The organism is Aliivibrio sp. S10_S31 (assembly GCF_014694495.1).
In the GTDB taxonomy this organism is placed as follows: domain Bacteria; phylum Pseudomonadota; class Gammaproteobacteria; order Enterobacterales; family Vibrionaceae; genus Aliivibrio; species Aliivibrio fischeri.
The window spans coordinates 1-22,166 of the sequence record NZ_JAAUWR010000010.1 but is presented as its reverse complement, the minus strand read 5'-3'; the positions used below and the strand labels follow the sequence as shown (position 1 = coordinate 22,166).

Sequence of the window (22,166 nt, the reverse complement as noted above, 5' to 3'; positions counted from 1 at the left end):
ATATTATTCGTTTAGGCTCCCCTCCTACCCCATCTTGTTGATTAAAATGACTATAAAAAAACACCATAACCACGTATTATATCCCCATATTTCATTCGCTTAATCAGCACTAATACCATTCTGGATAAGTAGTTGTTCAGATAATCACGTAGATTGATACAAATAAGCGCTATACATAACAGCTAGGTAACTCATGCCACATACCCAAATCAACCAAGACGACATCAACAAAGCCGTATGGTCAGCTTGCGATACGTTCCGCGGCACCGTAGATCCATCTATATACAAAGACTTCATCTTGACCATGCTGTTCTTAAAATACATCTCAGATGTACGTCAAGACAAAGTCGAAGAATTGACTAAACAGTTCGGTGACAACAAAGAAATGGTTGAAGCCATGCTTGCCAGCCAATCATTCAAGATCCCAACAGGTTCAACCTTCTGGGATTTGTACGATGCACGAAATACCGCAGGTAACGGTACTCGTATTGACCAAGCATTACACGCGATTGAAGAAGCCAACGGCACCAAGCTTAAAGGCGTGTTCCAAGACATCAGCTTTAACACCGATAAATTGGGTGATGAAAAGCAAAAGAACGACATTCTACGCCACCTTTTGGAAGACTTTGGTAAGCCAACTCTAAACCTACGCCCAAGCCGTGTTGGTTCATTGGATGTGATTGGTAACGCTTACGAATACCTGATCAAACACTTTGCCGCAGGCAGCGGAAAATCGGCAGGTGAATTCTATACCCCGCCAGAGGTATCGGATCTGCTTTCTATCATCCTAGAACCACAACAAGGCGACAGCATTTGTGACCCAGCATGTGGTTCAGGATCACTCTTGATGAAGTGTGGTAAGCAAATTCAAAAGAACTTTGGCGGCTCGAAGCAATACGCTTTATTTGGTCAAGAAGCGATTGGCTCTACATGGTCATTGGCGAAAATGAACATGTTCCTGCATGGCGAAGACAACCACCGCATTGAATGGGGTGACACCATTCGTAACCCTAAGCTGCAAGATGCCAACGGTGGCTTACTGCACTTTGATGTGGTAACCGCAAACCCGCCATTCTCATTAGATAAATGGGGACATGAAGACGCAGAAAGCGATCACTTTGGTCGTTTCCGCCGTGGTGTGCCACCAAAAACCAAAGGCGACTACGCATTCATCTCGCACATGATTGAAACACTAAAACCAGAGACAGGCAGAATGGGCGTGGTTGTGCCTCATGGCGTGCTATTCCGCGCATCGAGTGAGGGCAAAATCCGTAAACAATTGATCGAAGAAAACTTGCTAGATGCCGTTATCGGCTTACCTGAAAAACTCTTCTTTGGTACAGGTATTCCAGCGGCAATTTTGATCTTCAAGAAGAAAAAAGACACTAACGATGTGATGTTCATTGATGCTTCGCGTGAGTTTAAGTCTGGTAAAAACCAGAACGTACTGACAGCAGAAAACATCGACAAGATCGTCAAGACCTACCGCAGCGGCGACAACGTGGACAAATACGCGTATGTGGCAACGCTCGATGAGATCCGTGAGAACGACTACAACCTGAATATTCCTCGTTACGTCGATACCTTTGAAGAAGAAGCGGAAATCGATTTGATGGCTGTGCGCAGTGAGCGTTTGGCACTGCAAACTGAACTAGCCGATCTAGAAGCGGAAATGGCGGGCTACCTAGAGGAGCTGGGTTATGGTGCCTAATGGTTGGAAAAAAAGTACCGTTGGTAGCATTGCAAAAGTAACTTCAGGTGGCACTCCAAGTAGAAAAAACGATTCTTATTGGAATGGTGATATTCCTTGGGTAACCACTTCTGAAGTAAAGTTTGGTGTGATTGCTGATACCGAACAAAAAATCACAAAGCAGGGTTTAGATAATTCATCTGCTAAGTTATTCCCGAAAGATACGATTTTAATGGCTATGTACGGTCAAGGGAAAACTCGTGGGCAAGTAGCAAAACTTGGTATAGAAGCATCAACTAACCAAGCTTGTGCAGCTCTATTACTGAATAAAGAACATGATGTTGAATATTATTACCAATATTTAATGAGCCAATACGATAATATTCGTGAATTGGCTAATAGTGGCGGTCAACAAAACCTTAGTGCAGGAATTATTAAAGATATCTCAGTACCAGTTCCCCCACTTTCAGAACAACGCAAAATCGCCCAAATCCTTTCGACATGGAATCGCGGTATTGCAACCACTGAAAAGCTGATTGATGCCAGTAAGCAGCAGAAAAAAGCCTTAATGCAGCAGTTGTTGACGGGTAAAAAGCGGTTGGTTGATCCTGAAACGGGTAAAGCATTTGAGGGGGAATGGGAACGCCATTCGTTATCTGATTTGGTATATGTTGATAGAAAATCATTAGGAAAAAAAACACCCGATAATTTTAAATTCAGATATATATCACTATCAAATGTTGATTTTGGGGTAATTTCAAAAGAGCTTGAAGTGCATGAATTTTCAGCCGCACCCTCACGTGCTCGCCGAGTTTTGCAAGATGGTGATACCTTGATGTCTACTGTGCGACCAAATTTAAAAGGGTTCGCCAAAGTCACATCTTGCTACGCTGATTGCATTGCCTCAACTGGGTTTGCTGTACTTACACCGAAAAAGAAAGTTAGTGGTGATTACATCTATCAGTACATATTTAGTGCTCACGTTACAGGTCAGATAGACAGCCTTGTAGTTGGCTCAAACTATCCTGCGATTAACTCTTCTGATGTTTCAGGTCTAAAAATTTATTGCCCTGCGTTTGAAGAACAACAAAAAATCGCTTCAGTCCTTACTGCTGCCGATAAGGAAATCGAGTTATTAGAAGCCAAGCTGGCGCACTTGAAGCAAGAAAAAAAGGCATTGATGCAGCAGTTGTTAACGGGTAAGAGAAGAGTACAAGTAGAGGCCGCCTAATGAACAATCATCTTTCACAATTAAACACCGACTTGTTAAACAATATTCGTACTTTACTGGTTGAGGGACGAAAACAGGTCGCACAAACCGTCAACACCACCATGGTGCAAACCTATTGGCAAATAGGCCGTTTAATTGTGGAAGGTGAACAGCAAGGTGAAACACGCGCAGAGTATGGCAAGCAAGTGCTGAAAAGCCTTTCTGTGTCGTTAACAGAGGAGTTCGGTAAGGGCTTTTCAGTACGCAACCTAAGAAATATGCGCAGTTTTTATCAGGCATTTCCAAATCGGCAGACACTGTCTGCCGATTTGAGTTGGTCTCACTACAATAAACTGATTAGCATCGAAAACGAACATGCTCGCCTTTGGTATTTAAAAGAGGCTGCAGAACAGAACTGGAGTGTTCGTGCTCTTGAAAGGCAAATGGGAACGCTTTATTACGAACGATTACTTGCAACCCAAGCGGGTAAGCATGATCTACAGTCAGTGCTGGATGAAGCAGAGCAAAACACCAAACCACTAGCAGTAGATGTAAAAGATTATCTTCGCGATCCCTATATTCTCGATTTTCTTAACCTGCCCTCTAGTCAGGTACATGAAAGCGAACTAGAACAAGCCTTAATTGATAACTTGCAAAAGTTCTTACTGGAACTCGGTAAAGGCTTTGCGTTTGTCGAGCGTCAACAACGTATTAGTACCGATGATGGAGACTATTACATTGATTTAGTGTTCTACAACTTCCATCTAAAGTGCTTTCTGCTCATCGATTTAAAGATGCATAAGCTCACCCATCAAGACGTTGGGCAAATGGACATGTATGTTCGTATGTATGAAGAGAAAAAACGCCGCAGTGATGATAACCCGACCATCGGCTTAATTCTGTGTACTGAAAACAACCATACGGTGGCAAAATATTCGGTACTCAATGACAGTGAACACTTGTTTGCATCAAAATACATGATGGAACTACCAAGTGAAGAAGAGCTTCGTATACAGCTTGAAAAAGAACGACAACTGCTGCTTTCACGGGATAAAAACAACGATGACAACTAACGCGGTCCCTAACTTCAAAGAAGAACAAAGCGCAAAAATTCCTGCGCTTACGCTATTAACCAACCTTGGCTATCAGTTCATTCCACCAAGTGACTGCACGGTTATGCGAGGTAACTTATCAAGCGTCATCTTACCTAATGTATTGCGTGACGTGCTGCAACACAAAACCTATTCGTTTATGGGTAAAGAGCATCATTTATCAAAAAATGCGATTGATAAAATCATTCAAGAATTAGCCAACCCAGCCATGAATGAAGGCTTAAAAACCGCTAATGAAAAGCTGTATAACTCACTGACGTATGGCATTAGCGTCACTGAGTTTGTCGAGGGTAAAAAAACCAACCCAACCATTCAAATTATTGATTGGGACACGCCTGAAAACAACCAATTCCATTTCACAGAAGAGATGGAAGTCGATAATGCCCGTGGTACAGGTAAACGCATTCCTGATGTGGTCTGTTTCGTTAATGGCTTGCCTTGGGTAGTGATAGAGGCCAAACGTCCTGATAGCAGCATCAATGGCAAACCCACCATTCTTGAGGGTATTTCGCAAAACATTCGCAACCAAAAAGTGGATGAAATTCCTCATCTGTTTGCTTACAGCCAACTGTTGTTATCCATCAATGGACATGATGGCTTATACGGTACGTGCGGCACACCTGAAAAGTTCTGGGCGAAATGGAAAGAAGAAGAAATTACTGAAAACACCTTTGAATGCCTTAAGAACACCTCACTGAATGACGCGCAATTGAATGCGATTTTCAGCCATCGCACGCCAGCGATCGAAGATGAATATCTATCACTGATTGCAGGCGGTGATTTGGTAGTGACAGACCAAGATCGCTTATTGGTATCCTTGCTGCGCCATGACCGCTTACTAGAGCTTACCCGTTTATTTACTCTGTTTGATAAAAAAGCAGGCAAGATTGTGGCGCGTTATCAGCAAGTGTTTGGTATCAAAGCGTTAGTGGGACGTATTACTTCTTTTGACGACAAAGGCGCACGCAATGGCGGTGTGATCTGGCATACCACAGGTTCGGGCAAATCATTCACGATGGTGTTTTTGTCAAAAGCACTGATTTGGCTAAAAGAGTTAGCGAAATGCCGCATTGTGGTTGTGACCGACCGTGTGGATTTAGAAGACCAACTTGCTCGCACCTTTGCTTCTGGCGGCGCACTGTCAGATAAAGACAAAAAAGAGGCAATGGCAACCACAGGTAAACGCCTTGCCGAGCAAATTGGCAAAGGTAACGAACGTATTATCTTCTCGATCATCAATAAGTTTGGTACAGCGATTAACCTACCTGAATGCTACAACGATAGCCCAGACATTATCGTATTAGTGGATGAGGGACACCGTAGCCAAAACGGTGAGAACAACATCCGAATGCAGCAAGCCTTGCCAAAAGCCGCTTACATCGGTTTCACAGGTACACCTCTGCTGCAAGACGATAAAACCGAGAACAAGTTCGGTAAGATCATTCACTCTTACACCATGCAGCAAGCTGTCGAAGATGGTACGGTTACGCCGCTGTTGTACGAAGAGCGTAAACCTGATCTCAGTACCAACGACAAAGCCATTGATGCGTGGTTTGACCGTATCACCGATACCCTATCGGAAAAGCAACGCGCAGACTTAAAACGCAAGTTCGCGCAAAAAGGTCAGATCTACCAAACCGAAGGACGTTTAGAGTTAATTGCGCACGACATTTCGGATCACTTCCAAAACTTCAAGCAGCAAGGTTTGAAAGGTCAACTGGCGTGTGATTCTAAAGCCTCTGCAATTCGCTATAAGAAGCTTCTCGATCAAATCGGTAAAGTCACTTCAGTGGTTGCGATGTCGCCACCTGATACCCGTGAGGGACACGATAACGTCGATAATGAAAGTACCGATCTGGTGCAAAATTGGTGGAAAGAAAACGTCGCACAGAAAGGCTGGAGCGATGAAAAAGCCTACACCAAGCACATCATCCAAGAATTTGAAAAGGATGAAGGTCCCGACATTATGATCGTGGTCGATAAGCTGTTAACGGGCTTTGATGAGCCTAAAAACACGGTGCTTTATATCGACAAGCCGTTAAAACAGCACAACCTTATTCAAGCCATTGCGCGTGTTAACCGACTGCACAGCAAAAAGCAGTTCGGTTATTTGATTGATTATCGTGGCATCCTCAAAGAGCTGGACATCACCATTGAGAAGTACCAAGACTTGGCTGAACGCACCCAAGGCGGCTTTGATATCGACGATCTCAAAGGCTTGTATAACCGCATGGATACCGAGTACAAGAAGTTGCCAGGTTTGTATGATGACCTTTGGGCAATTTTTTCTGGTGTGAAGAACAAGCAAGATGGACAAGCACTTCGTCAGGCTTTGGCACCTAAAATTGATACCATTGATGGTCAATTAACGGATACCAACTTAAAGCTGCGTAATGATTTTTATGATGCGCTGACCGCATTTGCTAACTGCTTAAAAGTCGCATTGCAATCAGCGACCTACTTTGAAGATAAAAGCTTCGACGCTATTTTCCCCAACACGGCTGTGGGCACTCGAGATCATTACAAGAGCACGCTGAAATCCATGAGTCAACTACGCCAACAAGTACGTGCTGATGCAGAGGAAACCGTGGACTACGACGAATATTCGGAAAATATTCGCGCCATGTTAGACAAGCACATAGCTGGTGTGTCGATTGAAGAGCCAGAAGGCGCTTATCTGGTTGGCAACATGGGTAAAGATGCCAAACCAGAGCAAATGACCGATGATGAAGCCAAAAACAAAAAGGATGTCATCACTGGTCGTGTAACCAAGATGATTGAGCAAGATTTGGCGGATGATCCGTATGCCCAAGAGTATTTCTCAAACTTGTTAAAACAAGCCATCGAGAAAACCAAGGAGATGTTTGATAGCCCTGTTAAACAGTACCTTCTATTTGCGGATTTTGAGCAGCAGGTTAAAGACCGTGATGTGGCAGGTTTACCGACTGATCGCTTTGCAGAGCTTGATCCTAAAATCAAACGTCATGTTCAAGCGTATTATGGTTTGTTCTTAAAAGCGCTAGGTGAGCCGTTACCTCTAACGGAAGACCCCATTCTTGAAGATAAATACTTTCAGTATGCGTTAGACATTGATGGCATTGTACGTAAAGCGGTTGCTGAGTTTTCAATTAACCCATCGGAGATTGAAAACCAGATCCGTTTGGGGCTGCTGCCACTGCTGTTCGCTGATGTGGGTATCGACAAAGCGCAAGCCATTATCACTGATGTCATTCAAATCACCCGATTTGGCCTATCTGGTAACAATAAGTCAGGCCACTAAGCATGACTTCGGTTAACCATAAAGAAGGCAATACCGAGGAATACAGCTTCATCTATGGTGATGAAGCTGTTACCTATGAGGTGATCCGCAAAACTTTTTCTCTAGAGAAAAACGGCGAAGGCAAAAAAAAGAAAATCACCATTCGAGTTCACCCAGATTGCCGAGTGGCTGTTACTGCGCCTCAAGATGCTGAAAAATCAGCAATCAATGAGGCGGTCATGCAACGCGCTCAATGGATTTGGAATGCACTGGTCGAGTTTCGAACTCACTTAGAATATGTGCAAACCAAACACTACGTGAGCGGCGAGATGCAATTCTATCTAGGCCGCCGCTATGTGTTAAAAGTGGTTGAAGACCAAGATGCCATTTCCAACGTGAAGATGGAACGAGGCAAGCTGTTAGTCACGCTCAACCGCTTTAACGAAGATAAGCCAAAGCTCGTTAAAGCACTGGTATCTGGTTGGTATGGCGTTAGTGCAGAGCGCGTGTTCCATGAACGTTTAGCTGAGCTTTTACCACAAGCAACGTGGGTAGAGGGCATCCCTTCATTCCGCATTATGCCGATGCAAAAACAGTGGGGAAGCTGCTCAGCCAAAGGCACGTTGATGCTCAACCCTCATCTGATCAAAGCGCCTAAAGAGTGCATTGATTACGTGATCTTACATGAGCTTTGCCACATTGCAGAATACAACCACAGCGAGCGTTTCTGGCGCTTATTAACCAGCGTGATGCCTAATTGGAAAGAAGTAAAAAGCAAGCTCGATGGTATGGCGGAGTTGTATTTGAATGAATGAAAAAAGAGCTACTTCATTGGTAGCTCTTTTCTATTTAATTATACACCAAATAAATAATTACAACTTTCCATATGATACTTATTTTCGTTTGCCAGTAATTCAGCAAGGTAGCTTTTCCGTTTATTCATATGAATTTTGGAAATAATTGCTTGCTTTTTATCTTCTCCAACTAAGCGGACAGCTTTTCTCACTGCAGCTCTATCTCTATAATTTAAATAGTAAATTTCAAAATTAATGAGTTGAATACTTTCATTAATACTCATCCCTCTTTTCTGCAATTGAGTAAGTATCTCTTTATCTAAAAATGTAAAATCAATAGAATTCATGCTTTACCTCTATTAAAAACACTTCCTTGTGCGTGTCTATAGAGAGAAGAATAATGATTTAATGATAGGGGGCACATAGCATTCACAAATTAAATTACATTGTTTCGCCTATTTGAATAGAAAATAACTCGGTACATATAATAAACTAAAAATATACACTATAGTTAAAACCTCATTTATCACACCATACTAAAAAATTCATTCTATCGACTTCCATTTCCCTAACTCTTTTATAGCTAACCATTTATCACTAACATCATAAATTTCAATACGCTCCGTACTCATTGGAGCCATTGATGATGAAGAGCGCTTCGCTGCTCCGAGGTTTTTCATAAAGATACTTTCACAATGTAGTAGCTCTTTTTTTGAATTAAAATATTTAACTTTGAACGCTGACATTATTATTCCTCAATTAAATTTAGTTCTGAACTAAAAATATATTAATACTCATTTAATGATTTTCGAATCTGATTAAGCTCAACTCTTCTTTTGAATTCTGTAAACGGTATCAAATTAGTAATTTCATTCTTACGTTGCTCTAAACTTGCCTTTTGAACTAGGTATCTGGTTCTTTCTTCCGAACCAATATCTTTTGGCATAGGCCCAAGAGCCTTTAACGATCTGCGAACCTGGTTAAGTTCAACTTCTCTTTTGTATTCGCTAAACGGTATCAGATCGGTAAGTTCACTCTTACGTTGCTCTAAACTAGCCCTTTGAACTAAATTATTCGTAGGTTTAGCTCTGATTACAGAATGTATCTGCAGTGTATTCTCAAGTGACTTCTTATATTGTGTCGCAGTCATGCGAAGCTCAACTACACGTTTAGTTGTCGATAATGCTCGATACTGCTCTAAAGGAGCTGATTTACTACCACCTGTTGGTTGGACGTAATCCCCCATAAAATAGTTGGGTGGTAATGGACGCCCTAAACTCAGTAAAAGCAACCCTACTCCAGCTCCTCTTGGTTCATTTCCAATAGAGTTTTCTCGTTGCACACCTGAAATATAAGAATCTGACGTTCTGCGTGATACATCCGTTGTGTTATACCTTAAAGACTCAGAATCTTTTGTTGACGTGTTGCAACGTAAAAAAGAAAAAGCCTGAGTAGAGCTTTTTGTATAGTCCATAAAATCTTACTCTTAACTAATAAACGCGTAATTTTAAGTTAGCACGAATAAAAATAAACCTATAGAATCAACAACCGCAACAAAAATAAACCACTCGTTCAAAAAATGAAAAATATTATAAACAGGCCTATTTTACAACTAGGCCTGTTTTCTTTTCTAATTACTTTATCCAATCCCATGTTGATGGTATAAAGTGCCTAAAATACTGTGTTCTAAATTTATAAGGCTCCAAGATGTCTAAAATGTTCTTCAAAGGTCGTATCGAGACTCGTCAAAACCACGTTCTTTCTGGTTACAACACTAAGCGTGACGTTAAGTTAGGTACTGAAGAAGCGCCATTAACTCTAGTTGTTCAAACTGAAGAGCGTAAAATCGAAGTTGAAGCCCAAGTTGCTGAGCATAAATTGTTTGCTAGTATTGAAGTGAATGCAGAGAAAGAAGAAAATATTCTTGAGCTTGAAGGTGTATTAAATAAACCTAAAACGACTCGCTTTGAGAAAACACCTAACCGCAACGATCCTTGTTCTTGCGGTAGCGGTAAGAAATACAAAAAATGCTGTGCTTAATAATTAATTAACTTTAAGTTACTTAATTAAATCTAAGCGCATTGCAAAAAAGAGCCTCTGTTTATCTGTTAGTAATAACAAACAACATGAGGCTCTTTTTGTAGAACTTAGTCTTTAATATTCAAGAATGCTGCACCACGTACACCACCAGAGTCACCGTGCTTCGCTTTAATAATACGAGGTACACGCGCTACAGATAAAAGGTGTTTTGGTAAACGCTTTGGTAGCTCTTCGTAAATTAATTCAAAGTTTGATAATCCACCACCAAGAGCGACAACGTGTGGGTCAAAACAAGTAAATAGATTCGCGAAACAGATTGCTAAAAGCTCCATAAAGCGATCAACATGTTCGACCGCATTCGCATCACCTTCGGCATGAGCTTTAATGATATCAATCGCTTTCTTTTGCTCGCCATAGTAATGCGCATAAAGTAGCTCAAAGCCACGTCCAGAAAGATAACTATCTAAACAACCTTTATTTCCACAACCACAACCCAGTAATGGTGCGTTCTCTCCTAGATGAAACCATGCATCAATAGGTAAACGTGAATGACCTAGTTCACCAGCTACATGGCTGTAACCCGAGAAAGCTTGACCATCAAAAATTAAACCACCACCGAAGCCAGTTCCTAGAATTAGCCCCATGACTGATGGTGAATCTTTTAACTCTTCATCCCACGCTTCTGATAGTGCAAAACAATTAGCATCATTATCAATTTTTACTGAACGACCAATTTTTGCTTCTAAATCTTTACGTAAAAATTGCCCTTTTGCTGCAGGGACATTGCTTGTTAATAAAGCCCCTGTTTCAGCATCTTCCATTCCTGGAATACCTAAACCGACTTTACCTTCAACGCCAAACTCTGCATCATACTTTGCAATCAATGATGCAATATCATCAACCAATAGTGAGTAATTTTCAGTTTGTGTTGGAATTCGCTCAGTTGCAACACGCTCAAGTTTTTCATTAAACGCGCCGAACTCAATCTTAGTTCCACCCACATCAAAACCGTAGTACATAAGGTATCCTTGTCCTAAACCATTCTAAATTTTTATGGTGTTATCTTACCTAATTTTTAGCTATACAGACTGTGACCTATCCGATATTCGTCGGTTTTTAGTGTGAATTGAACCTCAAACTGGTATTAGATTTCGTTATTTACTTTCAGATTTGTACGAAATTCAATCAAACGTTTTAAGCCCATGCCTCGTTCTGCACCTTTTACTGGGCGCTTACTATAAAGATAATGCTCTCGGAACAATTCAAACCAGTGTTCTAAATGTCTTGCGTTCTGTTGTTCACCAAACAGATCAAGCACCATGCTGGCAACTTCTGCAGTAGCAAGCTGATGATCTTTTGAAGCTTTACGCATAATGTAATTTGAAAGTTGTTCACTCTTAAAAGAAAGAACAGGTAACTGATGTAAATATGGGCTTTTACGATACATTCTTCCTGCTTCACGCCAGCTACCGTCTAATAAGATAAATAGTGGTGTTTTCCCTTCTTCCATAATCACTTCGTTACGCACTAATGACTTATCTTCAATTTGCTCTTCTGGGAAAACCACAAAAGGCTGATAAGCTTCATTATTTAACAATGCTAACATTTCTTCACTTGGCTCAGAACGTGACCAAAGATAGGCGTGCGTTTCTGGGATCACATCAGCAATTAATTTACCTGTATTACTTGGTTTTAATACCTCTGTATCAAACATAATAAGTAAGAAAGCAGCGTCTGATGTAGTTTCTGGTTGATATTCACAGATACAGTGGTCTTTATGTACTTGGCAAAATTCACAGCGATTCACATTCGCCCCTCTTGCATTAAAAGGTTTAGAAGAACGAGCTAATCTTTCTTTATGTAACTGGTGAACTTTATGAATGCGCATGAACAACAACCAAGCAATTTTATTTATATGGAAAAAAAAGCGCATTTTACTTACAGTATGAGTAATAACAAGTTCTAAAGAGAAATTCCTAATGGAAAATAATTGGATTGAATACAGTGACACGTTACGTTTTGGATTTTTTGTTACTGCTTTCATCATTTTTGCTTTAGCAGAATACAAATGGCCTCGCAAAGCGCTCACTCAAAATAAACGGTTCCGCTGGTTAAACAATATAGGCTTAATTTTTTTCAACAGTATCGTCCTTCGTTTAACCTTACCGCTATTAGCCGTTGATGCTGCTTTTATCGCAAATCAGGAGCAATTTGGTTTATTTTATTACCTCAATACACCAACTTTCTTAACGATTCTCTTATCCATTTTATTATTGGATTGGTTAATTTATTGGCAGCATCGAGCGTTTCATCGCATTCCTTTACTGTGGCGATTACATCGAATGCATCACTCAGATCAAGATATTGATGTTACAACAGGTACACGCTTTCATCCCATCGAAATTATTCTCTCTATGTTGATTAAAATCGCAGCGATAGGGTTACTTGGTATTCCAGTTGAAGCCGTCATTATTTTTGAAATTGTTTTGAATGTCAGTGCGATGTTTAATCACAGTAATTTATTTATTCCACGCACACTTGATCGGTACATTCGAGGGTTATTCGTTACTCCAGATTTTCACCGAGTTCATCATTCAGTTCATATCTCTGAAATGCATAATAATTATGGCTTCTTTTTATCTATTTGGGACCGAATTGGAAATACTTATTTAGTAAAGCCTATTGATGGACATCAAGATATGAAGATTGGATTGGGATTTTTCAGAAAAGAAAGAGAACAACGCTTAGATAAAATGCTGACTCAACCCTTTAGGAAGAAATAAACTATGTGAATACAGTAATCTGTAATAAAGATAACATGCTTCCCTCACACTACTGTCAATTCCAGAATTGAAAGGGGGCAGCTTAAAGTGCTCATTTATTCAAGGTAAAAGCATCCAAACAATTGTACGTGCAATGAATATTTCCGAAATACAGTGCGCAACCATATCAATAACCCAAGCTTGTTAACTACGAGACGAAAACGTTTCAATTCTTTGACTATTTCAAAAGTTATATCCAACATCCATTGCTATCACTTCGATATTCTTACCATGTTCGCCTAATTGCTCGAAGAAAGGACGTATGTCCTTACGGCTACGACCTAACCCAATCCAAATAACTTGATAAGTCTTAGCATCAGCAATAACAGTGGCGTAACGATCTCCTTTAACAATAGCAAACTCGTCCATGACGAATTGCCTTAACTCCACCCATTTAACTTTCGGTACCACCCGATGAAGTCGCCGTTTATCAATCTCTTTGATTGAACCCGTTATTTGAGATATGTGCTTTATTGGAAGAAGTGGCAGTAGTTACTCAATATAGTTTTTAAACGATTTGTCATGCGAGCATGCGGCTCTAACCAAAAGAAAAACTCCGTTTTAATACCACAGTTAGTGCACTTAACTCGTCGGGTTTAAATACAAAGCTCAACAGGAACGTCCAGTAGCATAGCCTCTTTTACATGACGCCATTGATACTCATGCACAGCCTGAGTATCAAGCCCACATGAACATTTAGCTATACCGGAAGGTTTGAGGGTAAGAGAAATAAGTGACGCTGTCTGAGTGGACTTTACTATATTAAAGCATTCCCAGAATGAAGTTAAGAAAGTATGATTCATCATGAAAACGGTAGTTTGTGTATGTTTTTTGTTTGGCGACTAAACCATATCACTTTCTACCGTTTTATTTTAATTTCCCGCTAATTCGCGATGAACCAATTTTTTTACTGCCTTAACATGGTGAACCTCCACCCAACCCATTAGATTTTCTGCAATTTTCTCTTCTTCAAAGAAAGTAAATTCCCTTACTTTAAACTCTGAGAAATCTTCTGATTGCACTAAGAGTGACGCAAATATAAAAGGATAACTACCACACTTTTAAACATTCGTATGTTTCCTAAATTAATGAATTAACGACAAAACATCTGCTGCCAACGAAAATGAGGAATCTGCTCACCTGAATATAAATTGAACAATCGATAGTTTCCCATACTAACCGTTCTTGGCGACACCGTTTCTAGTGAGATATAATTATTAAGAGCGCCCCGTTCAATACCTGTCACCTTAAAATAACTATTCGGAGAAATAACCACTTCGGCCTCTGAGCTATAATCTGAAATAGAAGCAATTGAAAAACTGCGTCGATTCGTCTCTATATGAAAAAGAGCCTTTACTGTTCGGTTACCAGTATTAGGAGGCACTACGGCAAAACGTCGAGCGACTTCAGGAATAACAGAGGTAGATAAAAAGCCTGATTCATACAAAATATCTCCAACCTCTAACTGTTCGATCATCGCTTTATTTGACCATGTACCTCGGTAGGTTGTGCCATGATACTCTGGCATTTTGTTTAACCCCGATTTTAATGTACGAACAAAACCTTTAATTTCCTTACCAGACGAACCCCACGACTTAGTTTCTGCTGCGTGTAGATATTGATTGGCTGTCCGGTACCCGGATATAGAAAAATCCTCCAAAGCTTCCACTTCTGCATTGCTTAATAGCTTAGATTTCCAACTGGTATTACTTTTAGACCAATCTTTAAACCCCTCGGAAAGTGCCGTTATTGCCTCTTGCGAACGGAAAGGTTGTTTGAAAACCTCAAAAGAAGAGGCAAAGGTAAGCGCAGTCCACCCCCATAAAATCAGAATAATATATTTATGCATTCTCTATTCTCCCAAAATTATTGATAAGAAAGGCTATTAGGACTAATATCACATTCAATCTCAAACTCAATTTGTTTTCTCGCCCCCCATCCAATCACTGCCTGACTCATTAACTGTTGACGAGTCAAATTATCTAACCAATTCGATATTGGTGATAACCAATACAATGATTCATTACTAGAAACAGCAAGTAATGCTTCTTTTAGCGGCATAAAGTCAATGTCACAAGTTTGATTTGAAGGATCATTAAATGTTTGATTAACATTTACAAGTTGTGTGATGTTTTGGCCTAATTCTGACGAAGGGTTATACAAAGAATTAATAGAGTTAATTAAACGAGCATCGTAACTGTCTGGAATTAAATCAGACACTAAATAACGCAAGATGTAAGCAGGTAGCATTTCTGAAAATAAAACCGGGGTTGTTTCCATTTCAGGAGAGTGCCGCCCAAGACTTGTATGTTGTGAATGAACAATTGCAGTATAACGTTGAAAATCACCAACCTGGGAAAGTAACCAATCTGCCCCATTTTGTTCCCCTAATTCAACTGCCTCAATCAAGTGTGACTTTACAATTCCCTTAGCTAATGAGAGTGTATTGCCTGATAAATTCGTTACATCAAGAGTTGAGCCTTCCAATGCAGAAGCAATCAATGGCGCATATTTTTCCATATCAAAGCTGCTTGGATAAGCATAACTATAAAATTGACTGCCTTGTGTTGCTTTCCACTCACTTTCTAGAGCAGGTTTAATTAATTCATCCAATTTTTCCAACCTCTTACGATGTACATAATATCCTCGTCCAGAATAATTTGCTAACCAACGAGCAATATCAGCAAGAGAAGAGGTACGAGATAGGTTTGCTTTCATTAAATATGACGAACTCCATCCTGCACACACTTGTCTACCAATACAATCATTCCCTAATTGAGCTCGTGAATCAAACAACCAACGATAAATTTCAGCCTTATTTTCTCTATTTTGTACAATATTTTTTTTGTGCTCTGAATAATCAAGTATTTGCTGCTCTAACCATTGTTCTTCGGTTTCGGCATTCCAACCATCTTGGATTAATGTGTTAAGTGCTATATTAAATATATCATAATAAGTTTCACGTAATGGAACTGTTATTTGATTAATAATCTCATCTTTTGATGGGTCAAATCGACGAGTTTCTGCTGGAACTCTTGTGTATTTAAGACAGCCACGAAAATTAGGGTCTCCAGCTAAGATCCCAAAACTAGAGCAGTAACGGTAACTTGGTTCTAAAATTATAACCTTAGAGGAAAGTTCTCTTGAAGTTGCAGGTCTATACAATAAACTTCTTGCCATCTCATCAACCGCATAACGACTTGCTTGATCTTTAAAAAACGCATTCGCTTTTTCTACCGTCCCCGAATCAAAAAGCCGATTAATTAACGCTAAACCATCACTTCTCATTGAGCTTTGTAATTTCATACTTGTAATACGAACATGATTATCGGCCGTTTCAGCAATCTTCTTCTTTGCGTTCAATGTACGTGTATAAAGTTGAGTTAATGCAGGATGGTTCAAACTGTTCAACTGCCCATTACGTATTTCATTTAACTTAGTTATCGCTTGATCAAGAATGTATTGTTGGCAATGTAGCAACGCGGCTAAAGTACGGTTTGCGACACTAGTTGAAGGAACCGAAGATGGGCGATTATTATTTTCTTGTAGGTTAGGGTAAAGGGCAAATAAGGCGTCTGTTTCTGTTCGACACGCACTTTCTATATCAGACGAAAATAATTGTACTTCCTCTTTATTTATCCCTAATTGAAAATGAAGTGTTTTTTCCAGTTCCTGATCTACAGCACTCATCAATTCGTTGGCAAGTAACGCTTGTGCCTTGACCGTTTCTTGATAATGCAGTTGGTATTTTAATGCGATATCAGAAGCATAGTTTTTTACTATTGATTCAAGGGTTTTGTGTTGATTACTTGCCAATTCCGCCCAGTGTTTCTTATCTCTTAAGTCTTGTTGTGTCACAATATCATCATGAATACTAAAACTGTAATGGTTGCCAGAAGCCATGCTGTCCCAACGATTACTAATAATGTAACGATCTACAGCATGCTCTGGAAGTTTGAGAACGCCAAACCAATCCACTAGCTCCACAACGGTTGCAAAGCGATCGTATGAAGTTCGAGATTCATCTTCAAATGTATCCGCAACATCACGCGCCCAAAGTCCTACCGCAGCCGCTTCTCCTATTGGCCCTAACGCCTCAAGTGCGACGCTGCCTGCTTCAGATGCAGATCGCCCAATAGTGGACAATAAACGCGAAGCTTCTTCTGTCTCTATGGCAAAAGAGCTCGCTGGGCCGGTTTCGAGTAAAGAAGAAGTGTCGTTATAAACGTAAGTGGCTTCGTGTAGATTTGGTTTTAAACTTGATAAATGCTCAGGAACAGCAGGAAAAAGATCCTCAGGCATAATTTCATCACTAAAGGAGCGATAATTTTTCTCACTTAAATTATTAAACGACTCTTTATCGAGAACGTTAATTTCCTCTCCTATTCGGCACAATTCTAAAGCAGAAGTTCCCGTTGAGAGCAAGGAACAAACAAGCATCAAATTATTTAATTTCATATTATTAATTCTTCTTATCTTTTTAAAAATCTAAGTATTAAAAAATACATACTCTTTAAATTAATTCATCTGGTAACGATTTTATTAATAAATAAAAGGGCTTTAATAAGAAATGTAATTACGCTACTAACAAATACCACATTAAGCGCATCACAAATCGAAATAAGAATCTATATCAATTGATTGATTTTATCAAAGATGAAGTCGTAAAATATTGATTAACCTATAGTTAAACAGAAGAAAAAAACCCAAAAAAACCAACAAGTTAAAACCAAGTGGAAATAATTATTAATAAAGATTTTGGTTTCACATAATAAGTGCGAACTCGTAGAAATTCGTAAAATAAGAAATCAACGACTGAAAATGGTATGCTCTTCTCACCAAAAAATAAGCTGTACTCTGAGGGATCCCCTCATAACTCCCCCAAAGCGCAACCATATTTGAATAGATTTTGGGCAAGTATGGTTGCAGCAGTGAACAAGTCCTCCCTCGTTATAGCGTAACCAGAATGCCGTAGAACTTCCATGCCTAAACGCACTGTTGAGAGTACATTTCGATTTCTGACGGTGTTAGCCTGAAAGTGCTTATCCCAACCTTGTTTTTGTGCATGAACGCCAGCAAGCCAAAATGTCAGTTGAAGCATTAGGGCAATTAGTAGCATGATATCAAAGCGATCTGGGCTGCTAGTTCGGCTATGGCGGAGGCCTAATCCGTACGAAGGACTTTTCAAGTCTCGGAATGTCTCTTCAATCGGCATACGCTTCGAGTAGATCCTAACAAGTTGCTTGGGCGTTCGAGTTCCAGTTGGTAAGTTAGTCGCCAGAACCCATGGTTCCTTTGCTGAAGCGGAGTAAATTTTAGGTGACGGATGATGACAATTAGTCCGTGTCGAACGTTGATTCTTTCGACCTTTTGGGCAAGATTTATACAGTACAATTTGGCATGAGATCGGATTGCTTTTAGTCAGTCTCTTATAACCTAAAGTCTTTGAATGACTTGATGTTATGTTGTGTAAGTTGCTGACAGGCAAGCAGTTTTCTGCGCCAATGTCTGCGTATTGTACTTTTCCTCTTACTCGGCTTAACCAGTACCAGCCCCGCTTTTCAACGGATTTATACCATGGCACTTTGAATCCAGCATCACTCACAATGAGCGGTGTAGTGGCATTAGGTAGAATACTCGCAAGATCGGCTAGAAATTGTTCATGAGCCGCCTTTGAACATTGTTCTGAAAGCGGAAATGCTTTCTCGTAAAGAGTAACAGAGCGTCCCTGTAGTGCCACTGACGCTCGCAATACCATAAGGCGTTTTTGTTCACGAATATCAGACCAGTCAACAAGAACAATGGGCATCGAATTGCCCGAACAGATAAAGCTCGCATGCCAACGGTATACAGCAAGTCGCTCTTTGTGCAAGTGACGATTACCTAACAATCGGTCGATTCGCTTGATGTTATGTTTTGTTCTGGCTTTCGTTGGTAGGTTACGCCCAAGCTCGGTAAGAGTGAGCGTTTTGCACTCTAGTAATGCATGGCAAGCCAGCGTTAAGCTGTTAAGTCGTTTCAGGTGTAATTCAGGGCAGAATTGGTAAAGAGAATCGCGTAAAATATCGAGTTCGCACATCTTGTTGCCTGGTTATTGATTATTTGATCATATAATAAGGTGTGCATCTACCTTAACTTAATGATTTTTATCAAAATCATTAGGGGATTCCTCAGAGCTCAGCGAGTCAGAAGTCACAACAAAAATTCCCCCCATTATCGTGACAGAGCCAACACAAGAGCAGTCGAATATTGTGGTGCTGACATTAAATAATGGCCTTCGTGCCGAGTTACCAGCAAATCTTAATTCCAAACAAATTAAACATTGGATTGATGCATTGCAATGATACAGTCAGGAAAGGTTTACCTCGTCGTTGGCGTCACCGACATGAGAAAATCCATTGATGGCTTATCACTCATTGTCGCCGAAACGCTGGAAATGGACCCATTCAGTGAAGCCTGGTTTATTTTTTGTAATCGCAATCGAGATAAACTCAAGATCTTGTTTTGGGATACCAATGGCTTTTGGCTTTATTATCGTCGCTTAGAAAAAGGAACCTTCAAATGGCCAACACCCAATATTGATGGTGCACTCCACATTAGCAGGCAACAACTCAACTGGCTTTTATCAGGGCTGACTTTAGATCATGCTAAAGCTCATAAGCCGTTATTTAACTTAGAAGTGTGATCGCTGATAATGATCATCAAATTGGACTTGAACGATCCTTTTTCGGTGTCACACTTAGGGTTATCAAACTAACCTTGAGTTAAAGCATGACCGATTTTCCTGATGATATTGAGCAACTAAAAGCAATGCTACTTGAGCTTCATTACCAGAATGAGGCTAAAGATAAGTTACTTATTGCCAAACAAGAAGAAGTCGCTGAATTAAAAACGCAAGTTGAACTCTTGGTTGAGCAACTAAACCTGAATAAATCTAAGCGCTTCTCATCACAAAGTGAAAAAGTACCAAAAGAGCTTGAGCGTGAGATACACAAGCATGAACTGAATGCTCCTTACTGTGAATGTTGTGATAAACCATTGCACGAATGCGGTGTAGAAACCTCAGAAGAGCTTAAAATCATTCCTCAAAAGGTCAGTGTTATTCGCCACGAGCGCACTAAGTACGCTTGTCGCCAATGCGAAAAAACGCAAACCAAATCCAAAATTATCACCGCACCAAAGCCCGCTAGCATGATCCCAAAAAGCATGGGAAGCGCTGACGCCTTTGCGGCAGTCGTGACCGCTAAATACGTGGATGCCTTGCCATTGTATCGTCAGGTCGACATATTAAACCGTTCAGGCATTGATATAAGTCGTGCGACGTTAGCAAATTGGTGCGTTCAGTTGGGTAACAAAGTGCAACCAGTCATTGATGAAATGAAATCAAGACTGCTTAATGAAAAGCTTATCTGCGCAGATGAAACCACAGTACAAGTGCTACGCGAAGAAGATAGAAAAGCGCAAAGCAAATCTTATATGCGGGTTTACCGTAGTGGTGAATTCATTAAAAACCCTGTAGTTATCTATGATTATCACCCAAGCCGTGCAGCAACGTGTGCAAAAGACTTTTTAGGTGATTACTCAGGATACTTACTCTCTGATGGCTACAGCGTATACGACACATTAGATGCCATAACACAAGCCGCGTGCATGGCACACGTTCGTAGAAAATTCACCGATGCACAAAAAGCGTCACCCTCTAAAAAAGCGGGAAAACCTGAAAAAGCCCTCAACTTCATCGCCAAACTTTACGGCGTAGAAAAAAAGGCAAAGGGATTATCTGCAAATGAGCGACAAAAGATAAGAAAACAGGAAGCTGAGCCAATATTGAGTGAATTTAAAGCGTGGCTTGATGTTCAAAATGTCTTACCAAAAGGGGCATTAGGTAAAGCTATCGCCTACACTCAAAAACAATGGCCTAAATTACTCACCTATCTTGAGGATGGTGATATTAGTATCGATAATAATGTCACAGAAAGAGACATTAGGCCGTTTACCACAGGTAGAAAAAACTGGATGTTCTCGACTTCTGTCGAGGGTGCGAAGGCGAGTGCTAACTTGTATAGCTTGGTAATGACATGCCGCGCTAATGACATTAACCCGTATTATTACTTCCAGTATTTATTTACGGAGTTACCTAAACGTGATCCAGCTGATGATATGTCGGATCTTATGCCGTGGCTCGTTGAAATGAGTGATGCAGAGTAAAGCATCACTAGTTCATTAAGCGCTTACATATCACCAATATATACATTAACTATTTTTAATTGAAAACCTTATCTGAATATCTTTTACTTAATCAACTAACAACTAATCTACAGAGCAGGACTAAATGTAATTTATAATAAATACAAATAAAATCATTGCATCAAATTACATTATGTTATGTGCATAGAATGAAATCTTGCTAATATTAATGATATGCTTCTGAAGTATATAATTTATGAGAATAATAAAAGCTATTCTAGATAATCTGTTTGTATAACTCCACTTATTAACTTTTATTTCACATAAAATCCGAGATAAAAATTGAGAAAGTACTATAATTAGTTTTCAATATTCTCTATTTTGATGTTAATTCCCGTGAAATTCATTCAAAATAGTGATCTGCATTTTTTTATATAGGCTTGTTATGTTTCGTCACCTTTTCGCTATATTTACTGTTGTTGGCTTATTTGGGTGCTCATCAACTCCTCCAGTAGCAGAGTTATCTAAGCAAGAGATCACAACTCAACATCCACAACTTTCATCATCAGATGCTTATCAAGATTATTTTTATCAATGGCAAGGCGTTCCGTATAAATACGGGGGGACTTCTAAGAATGGTGTTGATTGTTCCGCATTTACTCAAAACGCATTTGATGTTTTACATCGTTTATCGCTGCCCAGAACAACAGAATATCAAGCGACTACTGGCACTCAAATCACATTAGCTAACGCTAAAAAAGGCGATTTAATCTTTTTTAAAACCAGTGTAAAAGTAAGGCATGTTGGTGTTTATATTGGAAATAGAGAATTTATGCATGCATCAACATCCAAAGGCGTGATTATCTCTAGTTTAGATAACCCTTATTGGAAAAAAGCATTCTGGCAAGTTCGAAGAGTGTTATAAACAAAAATGTATGGTCCGCCTCTTAATTGCAACTACAATTAATTAATGACGGAGTTAGTTTGCGCTAATGTATTCGGAGTCACGTTTGGTGAGCCCATGGCTTACCAGCTCCACGATGATATCCGCG

Annotated in this window: 19 protein-coding genes; 10 read left to right on the top strand and 9 right to left on the bottom strand. The window is 40.0% G+C overall.

What is annotated here, in order from left to right:
• Positions 1 to 193: 193 nt before the first annotated feature.
• From HC728_RS10195 to HC728_RS10175, 5 genes are read left to right on the top strand one after another with little or no spacing between them, the layout of a single operon-like run.
• On the top strand, positions 194 to 1,711 hold the full coding sequence (locus tag HC728_RS10195) for a type I restriction-modification system subunit M (RefSeq protein WP_190395423.1): 1,518 nt from the start codon (positions 194 to 196) through the stop codon (positions 1,709 to 1,711).
• Positions 1,701 to 2,921 carry a restriction endonuclease subunit S gene (locus HC728_RS10190; protein ID WP_190395422.1) on the top strand — a complete coding sequence of 407 codons (1,221 nt, stop codon included), beginning with the start codon at positions 1,701 to 1,703 and terminating at the stop codon, positions 2,919 to 2,921. Before HC728_RS10195 ends, HC728_RS10190 begins: the two co-directional genes overlap by 11 nt.
• On the top strand, positions 2,921 to 3,973 hold the full coding sequence (locus HC728_RS10185; RefSeq protein WP_190395421.1) for a YhcG family protein: 1,053 nt from the start codon (positions 2,921 to 2,923) through the stop codon (positions 3,971 to 3,973). The genes HC728_RS10190 and HC728_RS10185 overlap by 1 nt, the downstream gene beginning before the upstream one ends.
• On the top strand, positions 3,963 to 7,292 hold the full coding sequence (locus HC728_RS10180; RefSeq protein ID WP_190395420.1) for a type I restriction endonuclease subunit R: 3,330 nt from the start codon (positions 3,963 to 3,965) through the stop codon (positions 7,290 to 7,292). Before HC728_RS10185 ends, HC728_RS10180 begins: the two co-directional genes overlap by 11 nt.
• 2 nt (positions 7,293 to 7,294) lie before the next feature.
• Complete coding sequence (locus tag HC728_RS10175; protein ID WP_190395419.1) at positions 7,295 to 8,086, top strand: M48 family metallopeptidase; 792 nt, start codon at positions 7,295 to 7,297, stop codon at positions 8,084 to 8,086.
• Between the two features lie 38 nt (positions 8,087 to 8,124).
• Here the strand turns inward: HC728_RS10175 and HC728_RS10170 are convergent, their stop codons facing one another.
• From HC728_RS10170 to HC728_RS10160, 3 genes are all read right to left on the bottom strand, one after another.
• Positions 8,125 to 8,412 carry a hypothetical protein gene (locus tag HC728_RS10170; protein WP_054775242.1) on the bottom strand — a complete coding sequence of 96 codons (288 nt, stop codon included), beginning with the start codon at positions 8,410 to 8,412 and terminating at the stop codon, positions 8,125 to 8,127.
• Positions 8,413 to 8,610: 198 nt separating this feature from the next.
• Positions 8,611 to 8,811, bottom strand: coding sequence for a hypothetical protein (locus HC728_RS10165; RefSeq protein WP_054775241.1), 201 nt, complete (start codon positions 8,809 to 8,811; stop codon positions 8,611 to 8,613).
• A gap of 41 nt (positions 8,812 to 8,852) precedes the next feature.
• A complete protein-coding gene (locus HC728_RS10160; RefSeq protein ID WP_190395418.1) occupies positions 8,853 to 9,539 on the bottom strand; it encodes a hypothetical protein in 687 nt (228 codons plus the stop codon).
• A gap of 233 nt (positions 9,540 to 9,772) precedes the next feature.
• On the opposite strand from HC728_RS10160, the gene HC728_RS10155 reads away from it, so the two are divergent.
• Entirely contained in the window at positions 9,773 to 10,105 is a 333-nt protein-coding gene (locus HC728_RS10155; RefSeq protein ID WP_054775239.1) for a PBPRA1643 family SWIM/SEC-C metal-binding motif protein, read from the top strand.
• Positions 10,106 to 10,212: 107 nt separating this feature from the next.
• On the opposite strand, the gene nagK is transcribed toward HC728_RS10155, so the two are convergent.
• On the bottom strand, positions 10,213 to 11,124 hold the full coding sequence (nagK, locus tag HC728_RS10150) for an N-acetylglucosamine kinase (RefSeq protein WP_005419422.1): 912 nt from the start codon (positions 11,122 to 11,124) through the stop codon (positions 10,213 to 10,215).
• Between the two features lie 125 nt (positions 11,125 to 11,249).
• Positions 11,250 to 11,993: a tRNA-uridine aminocarboxypropyltransferase gene (locus HC728_RS10145; RefSeq protein WP_188863350.1), complete on the bottom strand. Its 744-nt coding sequence runs from the start codon at positions 11,991 to 11,993 to the stop codon at positions 11,250 to 11,252.
• 91 nt (positions 11,994 to 12,084) lie between these two features.
• Between HC728_RS10145 and HC728_RS10140 the strand changes: the two genes are divergently transcribed.
• Entirely contained in the window at positions 12,085 to 12,888 is an 804-nt protein-coding gene (locus HC728_RS10140) for a sterol desaturase family protein (protein ID WP_065639424.1), read from the top strand.
• 222 nt (positions 12,889 to 13,110) lie between these two features.
• Here HC728_RS10140 and HC728_RS20125 read toward each other — a convergent pair whose 3' ends face one another.
• The 4 genes from HC728_RS20125 to HC728_RS10120 all read right to left on the bottom strand — a co-directional run bounded on the left by HC728_RS20125 (position 13,111) and on the right by HC728_RS10120 (position 19,006).
• On the bottom strand, positions 13,111 to 13,296 hold the full coding sequence (locus HC728_RS20125; protein ID WP_238933804.1) for a transposase: 186 nt from the start codon (positions 13,294 to 13,296) through the stop codon (positions 13,111 to 13,113).
• A gap of 724 nt (positions 13,297 to 14,020) precedes the next feature.
• Entirely contained in the window at positions 14,021 to 14,776 is a 756-nt protein-coding gene (locus HC728_RS10130) for an ADP-ribosyltransferase (RefSeq protein WP_190395417.1), read from the bottom strand.
• A 17-nt stretch (positions 14,777 to 14,793) separates the two neighbouring features.
• Positions 14,794 to 17,385 carry a hypothetical protein gene (locus HC728_RS10125; protein ID WP_190395416.1) on the bottom strand — a complete coding sequence of 864 codons (2,592 nt, stop codon included), beginning with the start codon at positions 17,383 to 17,385 and terminating at the stop codon, positions 14,794 to 14,796.
• 412 nt (positions 17,386 to 17,797) lie between these two features.
• On the bottom strand, positions 17,798 to 19,006 hold the full coding sequence (locus HC728_RS10120) for an IS4 family transposase (RefSeq protein ID WP_190395415.1): 1,209 nt from the start codon (positions 19,004 to 19,006) through the stop codon (positions 17,798 to 17,800).
• Positions 19,007 to 19,267: 261 nt separating this feature from the next.
• Here HC728_RS10120 and tnpB point away from each other — a divergent pair, with 261 nt between their 5' ends.
• The 3 genes from tnpB (at position 19,268) to HC728_RS10105 (ending at position 22,039) form a co-directional block, all read left to right on the top strand.
• Positions 19,268 to 19,612, top strand: coding sequence for an IS66 family insertion sequence element accessory protein TnpB (gene tnpB / locus HC728_RS10115; protein WP_045101017.1), 345 nt, complete (start codon positions 19,268 to 19,270; stop codon positions 19,610 to 19,612).
• Positions 19,613 to 19,698: 86 nt separating this feature from the next.
• A complete protein-coding gene (locus HC728_RS10110) occupies positions 19,699 to 21,135 on the top strand; it encodes an IS66 family transposase (RefSeq protein ID WP_190395414.1) in 1,437 nt (478 codons plus the stop codon).
• Positions 21,136 to 21,559: 424 nt separating this feature from the next.
• Positions 21,560 to 22,039, top strand: coding sequence for a C40 family peptidase (locus HC728_RS10105; protein ID WP_190395413.1), 480 nt, complete (start codon positions 21,560 to 21,562; stop codon positions 22,037 to 22,039).
• Positions 22,040 to 22,166 lie beyond the last annotated feature (127 nt).